At 71.5% G+C, this 16,187-nt stretch carries 15 protein-coding genes; 6 read left to right on the top strand and 9 right to left on the bottom strand.

What is annotated here, in order from left to right:
- Positions 1-190 precede the first annotated feature (190 nt).
- On the top strand, positions 191-358 hold the full coding sequence (locus tag ACQEVG_RS28960) for a hypothetical protein (protein ID WP_360870193.1): 168 nt from the start codon (positions 191-193) through the stop codon (positions 356-358).
- Positions 359-446: 88 nt separating this feature from the next.
- Here the strand turns inward: ACQEVG_RS28960 and ACQEVG_RS28955 are convergent, their stop codons facing one another.
- Positions 447-1,247: an inositol monophosphatase family protein gene (locus tag ACQEVG_RS28955; RefSeq protein ID WP_432989140.1), complete on the bottom strand. Its 801-nt coding sequence runs from the start codon at positions 1,245-1,247 to the stop codon at positions 447-449.
- A 19-nt stretch (positions 1,248-1,266) separates the two neighbouring features.
- Entirely contained in the window at positions 1,267-2,394 is a 1,128-nt protein-coding gene (locus ACQEVG_RS28950) for a ferrochelatase (protein ID WP_432989138.1), read from the bottom strand.
- 107 nt (positions 2,395-2,501) lie between these two features.
- Here ACQEVG_RS28950 and ACQEVG_RS28945 point away from each other — a divergent pair, with 107 nt between their 5' ends.
- The 3 genes from ACQEVG_RS28945 (at position 2,502) to sepH (ending at position 6,539) form a co-directional block, all read left to right on the top strand.
- On the top strand, positions 2,502-3,743 hold the full coding sequence (locus ACQEVG_RS28945) for an MFS transporter (protein ID WP_432989136.1): 1,242 nt from the start codon (positions 2,502-2,504) through the stop codon (positions 3,741-3,743).
- Positions 3,703-5,022 carry a D-arabinono-1,4-lactone oxidase gene (locus ACQEVG_RS28940; protein WP_432989134.1) on the top strand — a complete coding sequence of 440 codons (1,320 nt, stop codon included), beginning with the start codon at positions 3,703-3,705 and terminating at the stop codon, positions 5,020-5,022. The genes ACQEVG_RS28945 and ACQEVG_RS28940 overlap by 41 nt, the downstream gene beginning before the upstream one ends.
- A 476-nt stretch (positions 5,023-5,498) precedes the next feature.
- Positions 5,499-6,539: a septation protein SepH gene (gene sepH / locus ACQEVG_RS28935; protein ID WP_432989132.1), complete on the top strand. Its 1,041-nt coding sequence runs from the start codon at positions 5,499-5,501 to the stop codon at positions 6,537-6,539.
- A 216-nt stretch (positions 6,540-6,755) separates the two neighbouring features.
- Here sepH and ACQEVG_RS28930 read toward each other — a convergent pair whose 3' ends face one another.
- Complete coding sequence (locus ACQEVG_RS28930; RefSeq protein WP_432989130.1) at positions 6,756-7,583, bottom strand: sulfurtransferase; 828 nt, start codon at positions 7,581-7,583, stop codon at positions 6,756-6,758.
- Between the two features lie 223 nt (positions 7,584-7,806).
- On the opposite strand from ACQEVG_RS28930, the gene ACQEVG_RS28925 reads away from it, so the two are divergent.
- Positions 7,807-8,577, top strand: coding sequence for a VOC family protein (locus ACQEVG_RS28925; RefSeq protein WP_432989128.1), 771 nt, complete (start codon positions 7,807-7,809; stop codon positions 8,575-8,577).
- On the opposite strand, the gene ACQEVG_RS28920 is transcribed toward ACQEVG_RS28925, so the two are convergent.
- Genes ACQEVG_RS28920 through ACQEVG_RS28905 form a run of 4 tightly spaced genes read right to left on the bottom strand, consistent with a single transcriptional unit; the run spans position 8,552 to position 13,965 of the window.
- A complete protein-coding gene (locus tag ACQEVG_RS28920) occupies positions 8,552-9,220 on the bottom strand; it encodes a thymidine kinase (RefSeq protein ID WP_432989126.1) in 669 nt (222 codons plus the stop codon). The two genes, ACQEVG_RS28925 and ACQEVG_RS28920, sit on opposite strands and share 26 nt — an antisense overlap.
- A gap of 53 nt (positions 9,221-9,273) precedes the next feature.
- Positions 9,274-10,479, bottom strand: a complete 1,206-nt coding sequence (locus ACQEVG_RS28915) for an alkaline phosphatase family protein (RefSeq protein ID WP_432989124.1) — start codon at positions 10,477-10,479, stop codon at positions 9,274-9,276.
- Entirely contained in the window at positions 10,479-11,063 is a 585-nt protein-coding gene (locus ACQEVG_RS28910) for a DUF5998 family protein (RefSeq protein WP_432989122.1), read from the bottom strand. The genes ACQEVG_RS28915 and ACQEVG_RS28910 overlap by 1 nt, the downstream gene beginning before the upstream one ends.
- A 37-nt stretch (positions 11,064-11,100) precedes the next feature.
- Entirely contained in the window at positions 11,101-13,965 is a 2,865-nt protein-coding gene (locus tag ACQEVG_RS28905; protein ID WP_432989120.1) for a GNAT family N-acetyltransferase, read from the bottom strand.
- A 97-nt stretch (positions 13,966-14,062) separates the two neighbouring features.
- On the opposite strand from ACQEVG_RS28905, the gene ACQEVG_RS28900 reads away from it, so the two are divergent.
- Positions 14,063-14,344: an HPr family phosphocarrier protein gene (locus ACQEVG_RS28900; RefSeq protein WP_432989118.1), complete on the top strand. Its 282-nt coding sequence runs from the start codon at positions 14,063-14,065 to the stop codon at positions 14,342-14,344.
- A gap of 206 nt (positions 14,345-14,550) precedes the next feature.
- Here ACQEVG_RS28900 and ACQEVG_RS28895 read toward each other — a convergent pair whose 3' ends face one another.
- Both ACQEVG_RS28895 and ACQEVG_RS28890 read right to left on the bottom strand, forming a co-directional pair.
- Complete coding sequence (locus tag ACQEVG_RS28895; RefSeq protein WP_432989116.1) at positions 14,551-15,228, bottom strand: GntR family transcriptional regulator; 678 nt, start codon at positions 15,226-15,228, stop codon at positions 14,551-14,553.
- Between the two features lie 188 nt (positions 15,229-15,416).
- Entirely contained in the window at positions 15,417-16,181 is a 765-nt protein-coding gene (locus ACQEVG_RS28890) for a peptidoglycan DD-metalloendopeptidase family protein (RefSeq protein ID WP_432989113.1), read from the bottom strand.
- Positions 16,182-16,187: the final 6 nt, after the last annotated feature.

Raw genomic sequence — 16,187 nt, 5'->3', positions numbered from 1 at the left:
GGCCGACCTGCGCCGGAGGGAATTCACCGGATTCCCCTCTCAGTTGAGGTTTCTCTGAGGTGAGCCCGGGGGAGGACGACTAAACACCCGCGATCACGCCCTGTATGTGGCACACCACTACCTGTTCCAGGGTTGATCACCCACCGTCGGCACACCCCCGTGCCACCGACCCACGACGAGGGGGCGCACCATGGACGCATTCACCGCAGGACTGATGCAGCGCATAAAGGCCGCGGAGACGGACCTCACCTTGGCTCGCGAGACGGGCGACGACTTCCTCGCGGATGTCGAGCAGGCAGAGCTGGATGATCTGCACCGCCTGGCCGCCGAGCACGGCGTAGAGGTCAGCGCGGCATAGCGCCGAGCTGCACAGAAGGGCCCCGGCACCGCGGGACGGTGCCGGGGCCCTTCACTGTGCCGGGCCGGGCTGTCGTGGCTGCCGGCCTCTAGTCGTGCCAGGCGCCGAGTTCGTCCAGGAGGCTCTGCAGCGGCTCGAAGACGCCCGGGCTCGCCGCCACCGTCAGATCGTACGAAGGGCGCTGCCCGGGGCGGCCGCCCGTGAGCGCGCCCGCCTCCCGGGCGATCAGGTCACCGGCCGCCAGGTCCCAGGGGTGGAGGCCGCGTTCGTAGTAGCCGTCGAGGCGGCCCGCGGCGACGTCGCAGAGATCCACGGCCGCCGAGCCGCTGCGGCGGATGTCTCTCAGCCGGGGGATCAACCGCTGGGCGACGTCCGCCTGATGGCTGCGTACGGTCGCGACATAGTTGAAGCCGGTGGAGACCAGAGCCTGGTCCAGCGGGGCCGCCGGACGGCAGCGGACGGGCTTGTCGTTCGCAAACGCGCCCCCTCCCCGCACCGCCCGGTACGTCTCGCCGCGCATCGGGACCTCGACCACACCGACGGCCGTCTCGCCGTCCCGCTCGGCGGCGATGGAGACCGCCCAGGTCGGCAGACCGTAGAGGTAGTTCACGGTGCCGTCGAGCGGGTCGATGACCCAGCGCACGCCGCTGGTGCCGACCGTGGACGCGCCCTCTTCGCCGAGGAAGCCGTCATCGGGGCGGCGATCGGCCAGAAAGCCGGTGATCAGCTTCTCGGCGGCGATGTCCATCTCGGTGACGACGTCGATGGGGCTGGACTTGGTGGCCGCGACGCCGAGATCGGCCGGGCGGCCGTCGCGCAGCAGCTCTCCCGCCCGGCGGGCGGCCTCCAGCGCGAGGTCGAGCAGTTCGGACAGGAGAGGGTCGGTCACAGGGCTTCCTCGGGCTTCCTCAGGCGTAGGGGCTGTCGGCTCCGGCCGCTGCCGGCCTGGGCGCCCGGGCCGGACAGCAGCCGACCGGGCAGAGGTCGTGGGAGGGGCCGAGCGCCCCCAGCGCGCAGCGCTCGGCGGGCAGTGCCCGCTCGGCCGCGGCGCGCTCCAGGACGAGGTCGCGCACCGCCGCGGCGAACCGCCCATCGGCGCCCACCGTCGCCGAACGCCGCACGGGCAGCCCCAGCTCGGCGGCCTTCGCGGTGGCCTCGGTGTCGAGGTCGTACAGCACCTCCATGTGGTCCGAGACGAAGCCGATGGGGACCATCACCACCGCGGGCGCGCCGGAGGCGTGCAGGTCCTCCAGGTGATCGCAGATGTCCGGCTCCAGCCACGGGATGTGCGGGGCGCCGCTGCGGGACTGGTAGACGAGCTGCCAGGGGCGCTCGACGCCCGTCTCTGTGCGCACGGCGTCGGCGATCAACCGGGCCACCTCCAGGTGCTGGCGCACATACGCGCCGCCCTCGCCGTGCTCTGCGGCCGGTCCCGACGCGTCCGCCGCGGAGGTGGGGATGGAGTGCGTGGTGAAGGCGAGATGGGCCCCCGCACGCACCTTCTCGGGGAGATCCGCCAGGGACTTCAGCACGCCGTCGATCATGGGGCGGACGAAACCGGGGTGGTTGAAGTAGTGCCGCAGCTTGTCCACGCGCGGCAGTTCGAGACCCTCCGCCTCCAGCGTGGCCAGCGCGTCCGCGAGGTTCTCGCGGTACTGGCGGCAGCCCGAGTACGAGGCGTACGCACTGGTGGCGAGGACGGCGATGCGCCGGTGACCGGCGGCGACCATCTCACGCAGGGTGTCGGTCAGATACGGCGCCCAGTTCCGGTTGCCCCAGTGGACGGGCAGGTCCAGACCGTGTCCGGCGAAGTCCTTGCGCAGGGCGTCCAGCAGAGCGCGGTTCTGGTCGTTGATCGGGCTGACCCCGCCGAACAGGAAGTAGTGCTGACCCACCTCCTTGAGCCGTTCCTTGGGGATGCCGCGGCCGCGCGTCACGTTCTCCAGGAACGGGACGACGTCGTCCGGGCCCTCGGGGCCGCCGAAGGACAGCAGCAGCAGGGCGTCGTAGGGGGCTGGGTCGCGCTGATCGGGCATGGTCCGATCCTGCCACCAGCCTCTGACAGCGGAAAAACGCGGTGCGCGCGGTGCGGCAGGGGCGTAATCTGTCAAAGCCTTTGACACGCCTTACCTGAGAGCACCTCTTGCCCAGTCCGTACCGCGCCATCTTCGCCGCCCCCGGCAGCAGGGCGTTCTCCGCCGCAGGCTTCGTCGGCCGGCTTCCGCTGTCCATGATGGGCATCGGCATCGTGACCATGATCTCCCAGCTCACGGGGCGTTACGGACTCGCGGGCGCGCTCTCCGCGACCCTGGCGATGTCGGCCGCCGTGCTCGGTCCGCAGATATCCCGGCTGGTCGACCGGCACGGGCAGGCCCGGGTGCTGCGCCCGGTCTCCCTCGCCACTCTCGGTGCGGTCGCGGGTCTGTTGATCTGTGCCATGCAGAAGGCCCCGGACTGGACGCTGTTCGTGTTCTCCGCGGCCGCGGGCTGTGTGCCGAGCGTGGGTTCGATGACCCGGGCCCGCTGGGCCGAGATCTACCGGGGCTCGCCGCGCGAGTTGCACACCGCGTACTCCTGGGAGTCGATCGCCGATGAGGTGTGCTTCATCGTCGGCCCGATCGTCTCCATCGGCCTTTCCACCGCCTGGTTCCCCGAGGCGGGTCCGCTGCTCGCCGCCGGGTTCCTGGTGATCGGCGTGTTCTGGCTGACCTCGCAGCGGGCCACCGAGCCCGTGCCGCATCCGCGCGAGCACCACACCGGCGGCTCCGCACTGCGCTCCCCCGGGCTGCAGGTCCTGGTGGCCACGTTTGTGGCGACCGGCGCGATCTTCGGCGCGGTCGACGTGGTCACGGTGGCCTTCGCGGACGAGCAGGGGCACAAGGCCGCCGCGAGCCTGGTCCTCGCGGTGTACGCGCTGGGGTCCTGCCTCGCCGGGGCGGTCTTCGGACTGCTCCACCTCAAGGGCCCGGCCTCCCGGCGGTGGCTGGTGGGTGTGTGTGCGATGGCCGTGAGTATGATCCCCCTCCAACTGGCCGGGAACCTCCCCTTCCTGGCCGTGGCGCTCTTCGTCGCGGGCCTGTCCATCGCTCCTACGATGGTGACCACCATGGCCCTGATCGAAGCGCACGTACCGCGCTCCAATCTGACCGAGGGCATGACCTGGACCAGTACCGGGCTCGCGGTCGGAGTGGCGCTCGGCTCCTCGGCCGCGGGCTGGGTGGTCGACGCGGCCGGAGCGGACGCGGGGTACGTGGTGCCCGCGGCGGCGGGAGCGGTCGCGGCCGCGGTGGCGTTCCTGGGGTACCGCCGGCTGCGCAGGCCGGTGCCGACACGGGAGGGGCAGCGTGAGCGGGACTACGACGACGGGGCGCAGCACGTGGCGTAACTGGGCGGGGAACGTCACCGCCCGTCCGGTGGCGGAGGTCTCGCCCGCCTCCACCGAGGAACTCGCCGACGCGGTACGAAAGGCGGCCGAGGACGGTCTGAAGGTGAAGGCCGTCGGCACCGGCCACTCTTTCACCGCCACGGCGGCCACCGACGGTGTGCTGATACGGCCCGATCTGCTGACCGGGATCCGGGAGATCGACCGTACGGCGATGACCGTGACCGTCGAGGCGGGCACCCCGCTCAAGCGGCTGAACGCGGCCCTGGCCCGTGAGGGTCTCTCGCTCACGAACATGGGCGACATCATGGAGCAGACGGTCGCGGGCGCGACCTCCACCGGTACCCATGGCACGGGCCGCGACTCGGCCTCGATCGCCGCGCAGATCAGGGCACTTGAGCTGGTGACGGCGGACGGCTCGGTACTGACCTGCTCCGAGAAGGAGAATCCGGACGTCTTCGCGGCGGCCCGGATCGGGCTCGGCGCGCTGGGCGTCGTCACCGCGATCACCCTCGCCGTGGAGCCGGTCTTCCTGCTCACGGCCCGCGAGGAGCCGATGGCCTTCGACAAGGTGACGGCCGAGTTCGACGCGCTCTTCGCGGAGAACGAGCACTTCGAGTTCTACTGGTTCCCGCACACCGGCAACTGCAACACGAAGCGCAACAACCGCAGCGCGGGCCCCGCCGCACCGCCCGGACAGATCAGTGGCTGGATCGAGGACGAGCTGCTGTCCAACGGGGTTTTCCAGCTGGCCTGTTCGCTCGGCCGGGTCGTCCCCGCGAGCATCCCGGCGATCGCCAAGATCTCCAGTCGCGCGCTCTCCGCCCGTACCTACACGGACATTCCCTACAAAGTCTTCACATCTCCGCGGCGGGTGCAGTTCGTCGAAATGGAATACGCGCTGCCGCGGGAGGCGGCGGTGGGGGCGCTGCGCGAGGTGAAGGCGATGATCGAGCGTTCGCCACTGCGGGTCAGCTTCCCGGTGGAGGTGCGGACGGCCCCGGCCGACGACATCGCGCTCTCCACGGCGTCGGGCCGCGAGACCGCGTACATCGCGGTGCATCTGTACCGGGGCACGCCGTACCAGTCGTACTTCACCGCGGTGGAGCGGATCATGACCGCGCACGGCGGGCGGCCGCACTGGGGCAAGGTGCACACGCGGGACGCGGAGTACTTCGCCGGGGTATATCCGCGGTTTCGCGAATTCACCGCGCTGCGGGACCGATTGGACCCGGAGCGGCTGTTCGGCAACGACTATCTGCGGCGGGTCCTGGGCGACTGAGGGCGGATCAGGTCGAGCCGCCGTTCCTTCTGAGGACAGGCGAGCGAAGCGAATAGTTCCCTTTGGGAAGATTCTGTGAATCAGGGCACCTGGTCACCCATGTCCCAGACGCCCAACTCCCGCCCCCGGAGAGAAGTTCGACGGCGCGGCGGTCCACCCAGGTGGCCCGAATGGAGTACTGTGGCGAGCCCTGGGCCCGGCCTCCCTCTTGGGCGTCTGGACCCCAGGTAGGGGGCCGAAAGCGGCGCTCGATCCGGCGGCGCCGCGGCACCGCACGGGTACCCGATGCGGAGAGTGACGAATCAGTCACTCAGAGTCGCAAACAGGTAACCGTGCCATAACGGCGATCCAGGGCCTGTGCCCGACACGCCGGGCAACTCGGCAAGGTTGTGGCAGGCTGCACCCGGGCAGGCCACACTCGACTAGCGGAAGCAGCGACGCACGTGACGTCGGCAGGCACCACCCGGGAGGTCCCCATGCCCGAACTGCGTGTCGTGGCCGTCTCCAACGACGGCACACGACTGGTGCTCAAAGCTGCGGACAGCACGGAATACACGCTTCCGATTGATGAGCGGCTGCGCGCCGCCGTGCGCAATGACCGCGCCCGCCTCGGCCAGATCGAGATCGAGGTGGAGAGCCATCTCCGTCCTCGAGACATCCAGGCACGTATACGCGCCGGAGCCTCCGCGGAGGAGGTCGCGCAGTTCGCCGGAATCCCGGTCGACCGGGTGCGGCGCTTCGAGGGCCCGGTGCTCGCGGAGCGGGCGTTCATGGCGGAGCGGGCGCGCAAGACTCCCGTACGCCGTCCCGGTGAGAACACCGGGCCGCAGCTCGGCGAGGCGGTGCAGGAGCGGTTGACGCTGCGCGGCGCCGAGAAGGACACGGTGCAGTGGGACTCCTGGCGCCGGGACGACGGCACCTGGGAGGTGCTGCTGGTCTACCGGGTGGCGGGCGAGCCGCACTCGGCGAGCTGGACGTACGACCCACCGCGGCGGCTGGTGCAGGCAGTTGACGACGAGGCACGTGCGCTGATCGGCGAGACGGACGACACGATCACGGCGCAGGAGCCGAGCTTTCCGTTCGTGCCGCGCATCGCACGGCTGCCCCGGGACCGGCCGCTGGACCGCCAGTTGGAGCGTCCCACCGTGCCGGCGCAGTCGACCGATCCGGAGGAGAGCGGTGGCGAGCGGGACTCGCTGACCAGCCTGCTGGAGGCGGTGCCGAGCTTCCGGGGCGACATGGTCGTGCCCGAGCGGCCCGCGCCGCCGGAGCCTGCGGCGACCGAGCCGGTCGAGGCGCCGGAGGAGGAGGAACCGGTCGCTCCGGCGGCCTCGGCGGGCGCGGGCTCCGCGTACGCGGACGTCCTGATGCCCCGCTCGGTGGCGGGCCACCGCGACCGCCTCACGGGCACGACGGACCGCCAGGCGGAGGCGGACGGGGTTCGCCCGGGCCGCCGGGCGGCGGTCCCGAGCTGGGACGAGATCGTCTTCGGCACGCGCCGCAAGAAGCAGGACTAGCGACACGCAAGGGGCCCGGCGCGCTGACTGCGCCGGGCCTTTTGATGCGCCCGGTGGGTCTCTCCCCAGCCGCCCGCCCTGAGAGTTGAGGGTACGGGTACCCTCAACTCCCCCGACGGCGAGGCGGCGGCTTTCGCGCCGCGAACCGGTTCGACGTACACACGCCTCCTCCAGGGAAAGCGCAACTACGCCCCGCAGCGGCGGCGCAGCCCCGGCTCAGCCCGGCTCGGGGCCCGTTGCGATCGGGTGGGTCGGGTCGGCGGACCATTCCGACCATGAGCCCGCGTACAACGCCGGGGTGAAGCCCGCGAGTTCCAGCGCCACGGCCTCCTGGGCCGCCGAGACTCCCGAGCCGCAGTAGACGCCTACCGGCGCGGTGTCCGTGGCCCCCAGGGCCAAGAAGCGGGAGGCCAGCGCCTCGGGCGGGAGGAAGCGGCCGTCCTCGGACACGTTTTCCGTGGTCGGGGCCGAGATCGCGCCCGGGATATGGCCGGCCACCGGGTCGATCGGCTCGACCTCGCCCCGGTAGCGTTCCGCCGCGCGTGCGTCGAGGAGCACGCCCTTGCGGGCCTGGTCGGCCGCGCCGTCCGCGTCCAGCAGGGGGAGCGCGCCCGGCGCGGGAGCGAAGTCACCGGGGACAGGCGTGGGGCTCTCCCTCGACAGCTCGCCCGTCCACGTCGCGAGACCGCCGTCCAGCACCCGTACATCCACGTGCCCCGTCCACCGCAGCAGCCACCACGCCCGCGCCGCCGCCCACCCCTTGTCGGCGTCGTAGACGACCACCGAGGAGTCCGCCGAGACCCCGGCCCGGCGCATCACCTCGCCGAAAGCGGCCACGTCCGGCAGCGGATGGCGGCCGCCGGCCCCGGGCGGAGCAGCCAGTTCCGCGTCCAGGTCGACAAAGACCGCGCCGGGAAGGTGACCGGCCTCGTAGTCCGCCCGCCCGTGCGGTCCGCCCAGCTGATAGCGGACGTCCAACAGGACCGGGGGACGGGTTCCAGCCAGCTCGCTCGCGAGTTCGGTCGCGGAGATGATGGGTTTCATAAGGGCCATCCTTGCGCAGCACCCGGCCGCGGCGTAACGCCGCCAAGGTAGATGAGTAATGCCAAAAAGGGCATCCTCCAGCGGGAACCCGCCAAAAGCGGCGCGGCCGGGGCGCGCGGGACGCCGGGTGGTGCAAGCATCTGACGGGGCGCGCAGCCGTTCCGCACGACGGCGCGCAGCAGGTCCCCGTACGGCCACCACATGGTCCGAGGAGAGAGTGACAATGACCGAGGCGACTCGGCGCACCCCCGGCACGCCCTGCTGGGTGAGTCTGATGGTGCACGGCCTTGACGCGACCCAGGACTTCTACGGAAGGCTGTTCGGCTGGGACTTCTCCCCCGGCCCCCGGCAGCTCGGCCCGTACGTCCGCGCGCTGATCGACGGCAAGGAGGTCGCGGGCATCGGCCGGCTGCCGGCCGAACGGCAACTGCCGATCGCCTGGACGCCGTACATGGCGACCGACGACGCCGATGCGACCGTCGAGACGATCAGGAGCTGCGGCGGCACGGTCGGGGTCGGCCCGCTGGACGCCGAGGACGCCGGCCGGCTGGCCGTCGTGACCGATCCGGCCGGCGCGGTCTTCGGCGTCTGGCAGCCCACGGCCCACAGCGGCACGGCGGTGTACGGCACGCATGGCACACCGGTCTGGAACGAACTGCTCACCGCCGAGACGTCAGCGGTCGGCAAGTTCTACCAGGCGGTCTTCGGCTATGAGCTCGAGGCCATCGTCTCGGCCGACTACGACTATGTGACCCTGCACCTGGAGGGCCGCCCGGTCGCCTCCCTGCACGGCGTCGGCCACGCCCTGCCGCGCGACCGCGGCTCGCACTGGATGACCTACTTCGAGGTCGAGGACACCGACGACGCCGCGCGCAAGGTGGCCGAACTCGGCGGACATGTGCTGTACCCGCCGCGGGAGGCTTCCAGCGGCCGACTCGCGACCGTCGCGGACCCGGAGGGCGCGGTCTTCACGATCGTACGGTCGAACCGTTGACGTCCACGGGCAGCACGTCCGGCGAGAGGGCGGCCGCGCGGGCCGTGGCGGCGGTCATCCGCCGCCGGTGGTGGCGCCGGCACAGCACCTCGTAGCCGATCTCGTCCGGCGACTGGTTGACGTCTCCGACGACGACCTGGGCGCCTTCGACGACCATCACCCCGCCGACGGTACGGGCGTTGTGCGTGGCCCGCGCCCCGCACCAGCACAGCGCCTCGACCTGCAGCACCTCGACCCGGTCGGCGAGTTCGACGAGCCGCTGTGAGCCCGGGAAGAGCTTGGAGCGGAAGTCGGTGGTGATGCCGAAGGCGAAGACGTCCAGGTCGAGATCGTCGACGACGCGCGCGAGCTGGTCGATCTGCTCGGGCGCCAGGAACTGCGCCTCGTCCGCGATCACGTAGTCGCAGCGGCCGCCCTTGGAGAGACGGTCGACGAGATAGGCGTAGAAGTCGAAGCCCTCCACGGCCTCGACCGCGTCGGTGACCAGTCCGAGCCGGGAGGACAGCTTGCCCTCGCCGGCGCGGTCGTCCCGCGTGAAGATCATGCCCTGGAGTCCGCGCGCGGACCGGTTGTGCTCGATCTGAAGAGCGAGGGTGCTCTTTCCGCAGTCCATCGTTCCGGAGAAGAACACCAGCTCGGGCATGGGGAGTTGACGACCTTTCGGGTCTGGGGGCGCGTCTGGGGCCGCGAAAGAGATTACGAGCGTACTTCGATGAGCGGGACGAGCTGCTCGACGGGGGTCATGGAGCCGTGCATGCCGACCATCGCCGACTCATGGGGCTCGTTGACCGAAGCGGTGATCACCACATCGTCGTGGGCCGCCGCGACAACGTCGCCGATACGCCCGTACACCCGCTCGTCGACCCGGGCGCCGAACCAGCCGGCCGCGATCGCCTCGTCCCGGCTCGCCACCCAGAACTGCTCGCCGAGCACCTCGCGCCAGACGGCCAGCACATCGGACTGGGCACCGGGTACGGCGTAGACATGGCGGGCCCGGCCCTCGCCGCCCAGCAGGGCGACCCCGGCGCGCAGCTCCCAGTCCTCGTCGAAGTCGATGCGCGACTGCTCGTCGAAGGGGATGTCGATCATGCCGTGGTCGGCGGTGACGTACAGGGCGGAGCGGGGCGGGAGTTGCTCGGCGAGGCGCTGCACCAGCCGGTCCACGTACATCAGCTGGCCGCGCCAGGCGTCGGAGTCGACACCGAAGCGGTGGCCCTTGCCGTCCACTTCGCTGTAGTAGGTGTACACCAACGAGCGATCCCCCATGGCCAGTTGCTCGGCCGCGAGGTCCATGCGCTCCTCGCCGGAGAGCCGGCCGAGGAAGCTGCCGCCGCTGAGCGCGATCTTGGTGAGCGGGGTGTCCTGGAACGCCGGGGACGACACCTGCGCGGTGTGCACACCCGCCTCGTCGGCGAGCTGGAAGACGGTGGGGTACGGCTGCCAGACGCGCGGGGAGGTCCAGGGCTTCCAGCGCAGCTGGTTCATCAGCTCGCCGGTCTCCGGGTTGCGCGCGGTGTAGCCGGGCAGGCCGTGCGAGCCGGGCGGCAGACCGGTGCCGACGGAGGCGAGCGAGGTGGCGGTGGTGGCGGGGAAGCCGACCGTGATGGGCAGCCCGGTGCCGCCGCGCGAGGTACCGAGCAGCGAGGTGAGATACGGGGCCTCGTCCGGGTGGTTCTTGATCTGCTCCCAGCCGAGGCCGTCGATCAGGAAGACGCAGTTCCGGTCGGCCGGGGTGAGCTCGGGGATCGACTGGGCGAGTCCCGGTACGCCCTGACCCGCGGCGAGCGTGGGCAGCAGATCGGCGAGCGATCCGCTGCCGTACTCCGGGACGGGCGCGGTGTCGAGAGCAAGCGGAACGGGTTCGTCGGGCCAGGTGGCGGACTGGGCTGTGGGCTGGACCATCAGCGCGTGGCAGCCGTGGCTTCGGAGAGCGCCTGGGCGAAGGCGAGCGTCTGACGGACGGCGTCCGGGCCGTCGCCGGCCTCACTGACGCGCAGGCTCAGATCGTCGGCGGTGGAGTTGCCGGTGTAGCCGTGGTCCGCGTCGCAGTTGGGGTCGCCGCAGGCGGCGGGCTCCAGGTCGATGCGGGAGACGGCGCCCCAGCCGATGGTGAGGACGATCTCGCGGGGCAGGGTGCCCGGGGTGTACGACTCGGGGTTGGCGACGACGCGGCTGACCACGACGGACGAGATGCGGCCGAGCTTGACCGACTCGGTGGAGGTGGTGGCGTACGGCGTCGGGGAGCTGGAGTCGGCGGCCTGCTCGTCGGTGTGGCTGACGATGAAGCGGTTGGCCGTCAGGACGAGGACGGTGACATGGCGGCGCACCTCGTTGGCGTCGAACGTCGTCTCCTGGTGCACCAGGTACGACGCGATCTGCTCGCCACCGACAGCGGCCTCCACCGCCTCGGCCACGAGGGCCGGGTAGTAGCCGCTGCGCTCGATCGCCGCGCGCAGCCCCTGGGTCGTCGTACCGGTCTTCGCCATGCGGTCCATCCTACGGGGCCGTGGGGGCGGTGAGCGCTCAGTAGCTGGGGAGTCGGCGGGGTCCCAGGTCGGTGCGGGCGGGGGGTGGCGCGAGGCGTACGGAGGCGCCGAGCACGGAGAGGCCACGCTGAGCGACGACGACCGGTTCGAGGCTGATTCCGACCACTTCCGGATGATCGTCGACCAGCCGTGACACCCGGAGCAGCAGTTCCTCGAGGGCGGGAGTGTCAACGGGCGCCGAGCCGCGCCAGCCGAAGAGGAGCGGGGCGGTCCGGATGGTCCTGATCAGCTCGGCGACGTCACGGTCGGTGGCGGGAACGAGCCGGTGTGCGGTGTCACCGAGCAGTTCGGAGGGGGCGCCGGCGAGCCCGAAGGACAGGACGGCACCGACGGCGGGGTCGATGGCGGCCCGTACAACGGTGTCCACACCACGGGGAGCCATCGCCTGGACGACGGGCTGCAGCTCCGCGGGCTTGCCCAGGACATCGGTCAACTCGCTGAATGCCTGGCGCAGCTGGGCCTCATTGGCCAGATCGAGCCGTACGCCGCCGAGGTCGGCGCGGTGACGGAGGTGCGGGGCGGTGGTCTTGAGGGCGACGGGGTAGCCGAGCCGTTCGGCGGCCTGGACGGCGGCGTCGGGGCCGGGCGCGGGGAGGGTGGGGTGCACATCGATGCCGTACCGGCCGAGGAGCGCGCGGGCCGTGCCGGGGACGAGGGTGAAGCCGCGGGGGTCGTCGTACCGGCCGAGGAGCTCTTCGATCTGAGCGGCGGCGCCGGCCTCGTCGATGTCCTCGTACTCGGGGACTCTGCCGGGATCGGCGGCGTGCCGGCGCCACTGGGCGTACTTGACGGCCTCGGAGAGGGCGCGGACGGCACGCTCGGCGGCGGGGTAGGCGGGAATGCGGTAGTGGAGCGGGGCAGCGGTGGCCGGGCCGGAGGTCTCCCGCGCCGGCAGGGGCGGCTGGGCGCCGGCCTCCGGATCCGGGAACGCGCGGGGGCGGGGAGAAACACCCGCCGCCGGCCCCGGCATCGTGCTCGTCGCCGCCGACAGCGCCTCCGCCAGGCCCCCCAGCTCCACATGCACCACCGCCACCGGCTTCGCCACGGACTTCGCCGCCGCATCCCGCAGCGCCGCCGCCAGGACCTCCCCGTGGCCCTCTTCCATCACGCCGTTCTCGCCGACCCACGGAATCGCCGTCACCACGACGGAGTCGCACGCGTCGTCCGCCAGCGCCTCGGCGAGCGCCGCCCGGAAGTCCGCGGGTGTCGCCTCCGTCGTAAGGTCGAGCGGCCGCAGCGGACGCAGGCCTTCCGCGAGGCACGCGTCGTAGGCCAGCAGGCCGAGCGACTCGGAGTTGCCGAGGATCGCCACCCGCGGCCCCGCTGGCAGCGGCTGTCCGGCCAGGAGTACACCCGCGTCGACGAGTTCGGTGAACGTGTCGACGCGGATCACGCCTGCCTGCCGCATCAGAGCGCCCACGGTCGCGTCCGGGATCCGGGTCACCGGCACCGCGTGCCCCGGCGGCTCGCTGCCGCTGTGCCGCGCGCCCTTCACCACGACCACCGGCTTCACCGCCGCCGTACGCCGGGCGAGGCGCGTGAACTTCCGTGGATTGCCGAGCGATTCGAGGTACAGCAGGACGACATCGGTGTCCGGGTCCTCGTACCAGTACTGCAGGAAGTCGTTGCCGGAGACGTCGGCGCGGTTGCCGGACGAGATGAAGGACGACAGGCCGGCGCCACGCCGGTGCAGCCCCGACAGCAGCGCGATGCCGATCGCGCCGGACTGCGTGAACAGGCCGATACGGCCCGCGGCCGGGGGGTGCGGGGCCAGCGAGGCGTTGAGACGGACGGCCTCCGCCGTGCTGATGATGCCGAAGGAGTTCGGGCCGATGATGCGCATGCCGTACGAGCGGGCCTGCCGCACCAGTTCGCGCTGACGCTCCCGCCCGGCCGCGCCGCTCTCGGCGTATCCGGCGGTCACCACGACCAGCCCCTGGACGCCGTGCTCGCCGCAGTCGGCGACCACGTCCGGGACCCGCTCCGCGGGGACGGCGACGACCGCGAGGTCGACCGGCTCCCCGGTCTCGGCGACGATCTCGCCGACGGAGCGGAAGGCCGGTACTCCCTCGATCTCCCGCTGGTCGTCGGACAGGGCGCGGTTCACCGCGTACGTACGGCCCGTGTACCCCCCGTCGAGAAGGTTCCGCAGCACCGTGCGCCCCACCCCGCCCGGCGCGCGGCCGACGCCGACGACCGCGACCGACCGGGGCGCGAGGAGGCGCTGCACGGACCGCGCCTCGGCGCGCTGCTCGCGGCCGCGCTGGACGGCGAGGGACTCGGCGGTCGGCTCCAGGTCGAGGGTCAGATGGACGGAGCCGTCCTCGAAGCTGCGCTTCTGGGTGTAGCCGGCGTCCCGGAACACCTTGATCATCTTGTTGTTGGCCGGCAGCACCTCCGCTGCGAACCGCCGGATGCCCCGCTCGCGGGCCACCGCCGCGATGTGCTCGAGCAGCGCGGACGCGACGCCGCGCCCCTGGTGCGCGTCCTGCACCAGGAAGGCGACCTCGGCCTCGTCGGCGGGGGCGCTCGCGGCACGGCCCTCGGCGTTGATCCGGTCGTAGCGGACGGTCGCGATGAACTCGCCCCCGACCGTGACCGCGAGACCCACCCGGTCCACGTAGTCGTGATGGGTGAAGCGGTGCACATCCTTGGCGGAGAGCCGGGGATAGGGTGCGAAGAAGCGGTAGTACTTCGACTCGTCCGAGACCTGTTCGTAGAAGCTGACCAGACGCTCGGCGTCCTCAGTGGTGATGGGCCTGATGCGCGCGGTTCCGCCGTCGCGCAGCACCACGTCCGCTTCCCAGTGATCGGGGTAGGCGTGGTCCGGCTGGGTCTGCATGGGAGAAAGCGTACGGCTCACCCAGCGGTCGGTTCGAGCACTCCGCAGCACATGAGAGACTGGTCTAGACAACCGCTAAGACTTGAAGGGCAACACCATGGCTGAGCGCCGCGTCAACGTCGGCTGGGCCGAGGGCCTTCACGCCCGCCCCGCTTCCATCTTCGTCCGTGCCGCCACCGCCTCCGGCGTCCCGGTGACGATCGCCAAGGCCGGCGGCGATCCGGTCAACGCGGCCTCGATGCTCGCGGTGCTCGGCCTGGGTGCGCAGGGCGGCGAGGAGATCGTGCTCGCCTCCGAGGCGGACGGCGCCGAGGCTGCGCTGGACCGGCTGGCCAGGCTGGTTGCCGATGGTCTCGAGGAGCTTCCCGAGACCGTCTGAGCCCGGCAGTCCGAGCCGAACCGTCCGGCCCGAGCCGGAGGATCCGAGCCCGAGAGTCCGAGCCACAGTCGAATTGCTCAACACGGAGCCGCGGCATCCCGAATTCGGGAGACCGTGGCTCCGTTTATTTCCGGGCCGGGCACCGTGAATTCGGGCAGCAAAATTACAGCCCCACAATTGTCTTCCCTTTGTATACGGCGCGAGTGTTAATTGCGGACGCTCGCGGTGTTTACGGCAGGTTGCGAAGTCCTCACCCGCTCCGGGCGGCGCAGCCGGTGCGCGGCGGTCGCCCGCTCGGCGTGCAGGGTGGTCAGCGCCCGGGCCCGTTCCACGTCGCCCCGCGCCACGGCGTCCACGATCGCGCCGTGCTCGGCCCAGGACTCGACGGGCTTGGCGGGCTGCTCGACGGCGTACATCCAGGCGATCTTGTGCCGCAGCTGGGTGAGCAGAGCGGTCAGACCGGGGCTGCCGGAGGCCTGCGCGAGCGTCTCGTGGAACCAGCCGCCCAGTGAGCGAAGATCCTCGCCCTGACCCCGGCGCGCCCGCTCCTGACCCAGTCTGACCAGGCCACGCAGCACCTTGAGGTGTGCCTCGGTACGGCGCTGGGCGGCGCGCGCGGCGCCCAGCGGCTCCAGCAGCATCCGGATCTCCAGCAGGTCGGCGGCCTCCTGCTCGGTGGGCTCGGCGACGCAGGCACCGGCGTGCCGGCGGGTGGTGACGAAACCCTCGGACTCCAGGGTGCGCAGGGCCTCGCGCACCGGGACGCGTGAGACGCCGTAGCGGCGCGCCAGCTGCTCCTCGGTCAGCCGGCTGCCCCGCTCGAATACACCGGAGACGATGTCGTCGCGGATCGCCGTGCATACCGAGTGCGCGGGAATGCGCATGACCGAACCTCCGCTTTAATCCGCGCGAAACGCAGCCGATTGACGTCTGTTCGGTTGACTCTATTGCAGCGGGCACGATTTTCCGAAGGCTCTCCGGAATCCATGGATATCTTTTGGCCAGGGCCTCAAACGCAGAAGGCCCCGGCGGCATGCCGGGGCCTTCTGTACGACCTGTGCGAGCTGTCCGCTCAGACGTTCACACCGTGCGCGCGCAGGTACGCGACCGGGTTGATGTCGGAGCCGTACTCGGAGCTGGTGCGGGCCTCGAAGTGCAGGTGCGGCCCGGTGGTGTTGCCGGTCGCGCCGGAGAGGCCGATCCGCTCGCCCGGCGTGACGCTCTGGCCGACCGAGACGCTGATCGACGAGAGGTGGCCGTACTGCGTGTACGAGCCGTCCTTCATCTTGATCACGACGTTGTTGCCGTACGCGCCGCCCCAGCCGGCCTCGACGACGGTGCCGGAGCCGACCGCGTGCACGGTCGTGCCGGACGCCGCGTGGAAGTCGATGCCCGTGTGGCTGCCGGAGGACCAGATGGCGCCGCCGGTCTTGTAGCCCGTGGAGATGTACGAGCCGGAGATCGGCGCCACGAAGGAGTTGAGGCGCTTGCGCTCGGCATCGCGGGCGGCGCGCTCCTTGGCCTCGCGGGCGGCCTCGGCACGGGCCTCGGCCTTGCGCTTCGCCTCGGCCGCGGCCTTCGCCCTGGCGGCCTCCTGCTTCTGGGTGGCGGCCTGGTCGGCGATCTGGTCCGCGAGGGTCTCGGCGGTCACCACCTGGGTCAGGCCGGTGTCCTCCACCTCGGTCGTGCTCGTGCTCGTGTCGGCGGCGAGCGCCGGGGAAGCGAGGGTTCCGATGACGCCGGTCGTGGCGAGGGCCGCGACGCCCGCCATGTTCGCGCTGCGTCGCGACAGGCGGCTCGGGGCACGGTGCTTCCCGGTGGCACGGGTGAACGCCATGAAGTG

This window comes from Streptomyces sp. CA-135486, assembly GCF_050936555.1.
GTDB lineage: Bacteria > Actinomycetota > Actinomycetes > Streptomycetales > Streptomycetaceae > Streptomyces.
The sequence above is the reverse complement of the archived record's forward strand: the minus strand, read 5'-3'. Positions and strand labels throughout refer to the sequence as shown.

What these genes read in the sequence shown, in the direction of transcription:
- ACQEVG_RS28960 (WP_360870193.1), top strand. Translation starts at nt 191, where the DNA reads ATGGACGCATTCACCGCAGGACTGATGCAGCGCATAAAGGCCGCGGAG.
- ACQEVG_RS28950 (WP_432989138.1), bottom strand. Translation starts at nt 2,394, where the DNA reads ATGCCCGATCAGCGCGACCCAGCCCCCTACGACGCCCTGCTGCTGCTG.
- sepH (WP_432989132.1), top strand. Translation starts at nt 5,499, where the DNA reads ATGCCCGAACTGCGTGTCGTGGCCGTCTCCAACGACGGCACACGACTG.
- ACQEVG_RS28930 (WP_432989130.1), bottom strand. Translation starts at nt 7,583, where the DNA reads ATGAAACCCATCATCTCCGCGACCGAACTCGCGAGCGAGCTGGCTGGA.
- ACQEVG_RS28925 (WP_432989128.1), top strand. Translation starts at nt 7,807, where the DNA reads ATGACCGAGGCGACTCGGCGCACCCCCGGCACGCCCTGCTGGGTGAGT.
- ACQEVG_RS28920 (WP_432989126.1), bottom strand. Translation starts at nt 9,220, where the DNA reads ATGCCCGAGCTGGTGTTCTTCTCCGGAACGATGGACTGCGGAAAGAGC.
- ACQEVG_RS28915 (WP_432989124.1), bottom strand. Translation starts at nt 10,479, where the DNA reads ATGGTCCAGCCCACAGCCCAGTCCGCCACCTGGCCCGACGAACCCGTT.
- ACQEVG_RS28910 (WP_432989122.1), bottom strand. Translation starts at nt 11,063, where the DNA reads ATGGCGAAGACCGGTACGACGACCCAGGGGCTGCGCGCGGCGATCGAG.
- ACQEVG_RS28905 (WP_432989120.1), bottom strand. Translation starts at nt 13,965, where the DNA reads ATGCAGACCCAGCCGGACCACGCCTACCCCGATCACTGGGAAGCGGAC.
- ACQEVG_RS28900 (WP_432989118.1), top strand. Translation starts at nt 14,063, where the DNA reads ATGGCTGAGCGCCGCGTCAACGTCGGCTGGGCCGAGGGCCTTCACGCC.
- ACQEVG_RS28895 (WP_432989116.1), bottom strand. Translation starts at nt 15,228, where the DNA reads ATGCGCATTCCCGCGCACTCGGTATGCACGGCGATCCGCGACGACATC.
- ACQEVG_RS28890 (WP_432989113.1), bottom strand. Translation starts at nt 16,181, where the DNA reads ATGGCGTTCACCCGTGCCACCGGGAAGCACCGTGCCCCGAGCCGCCTG.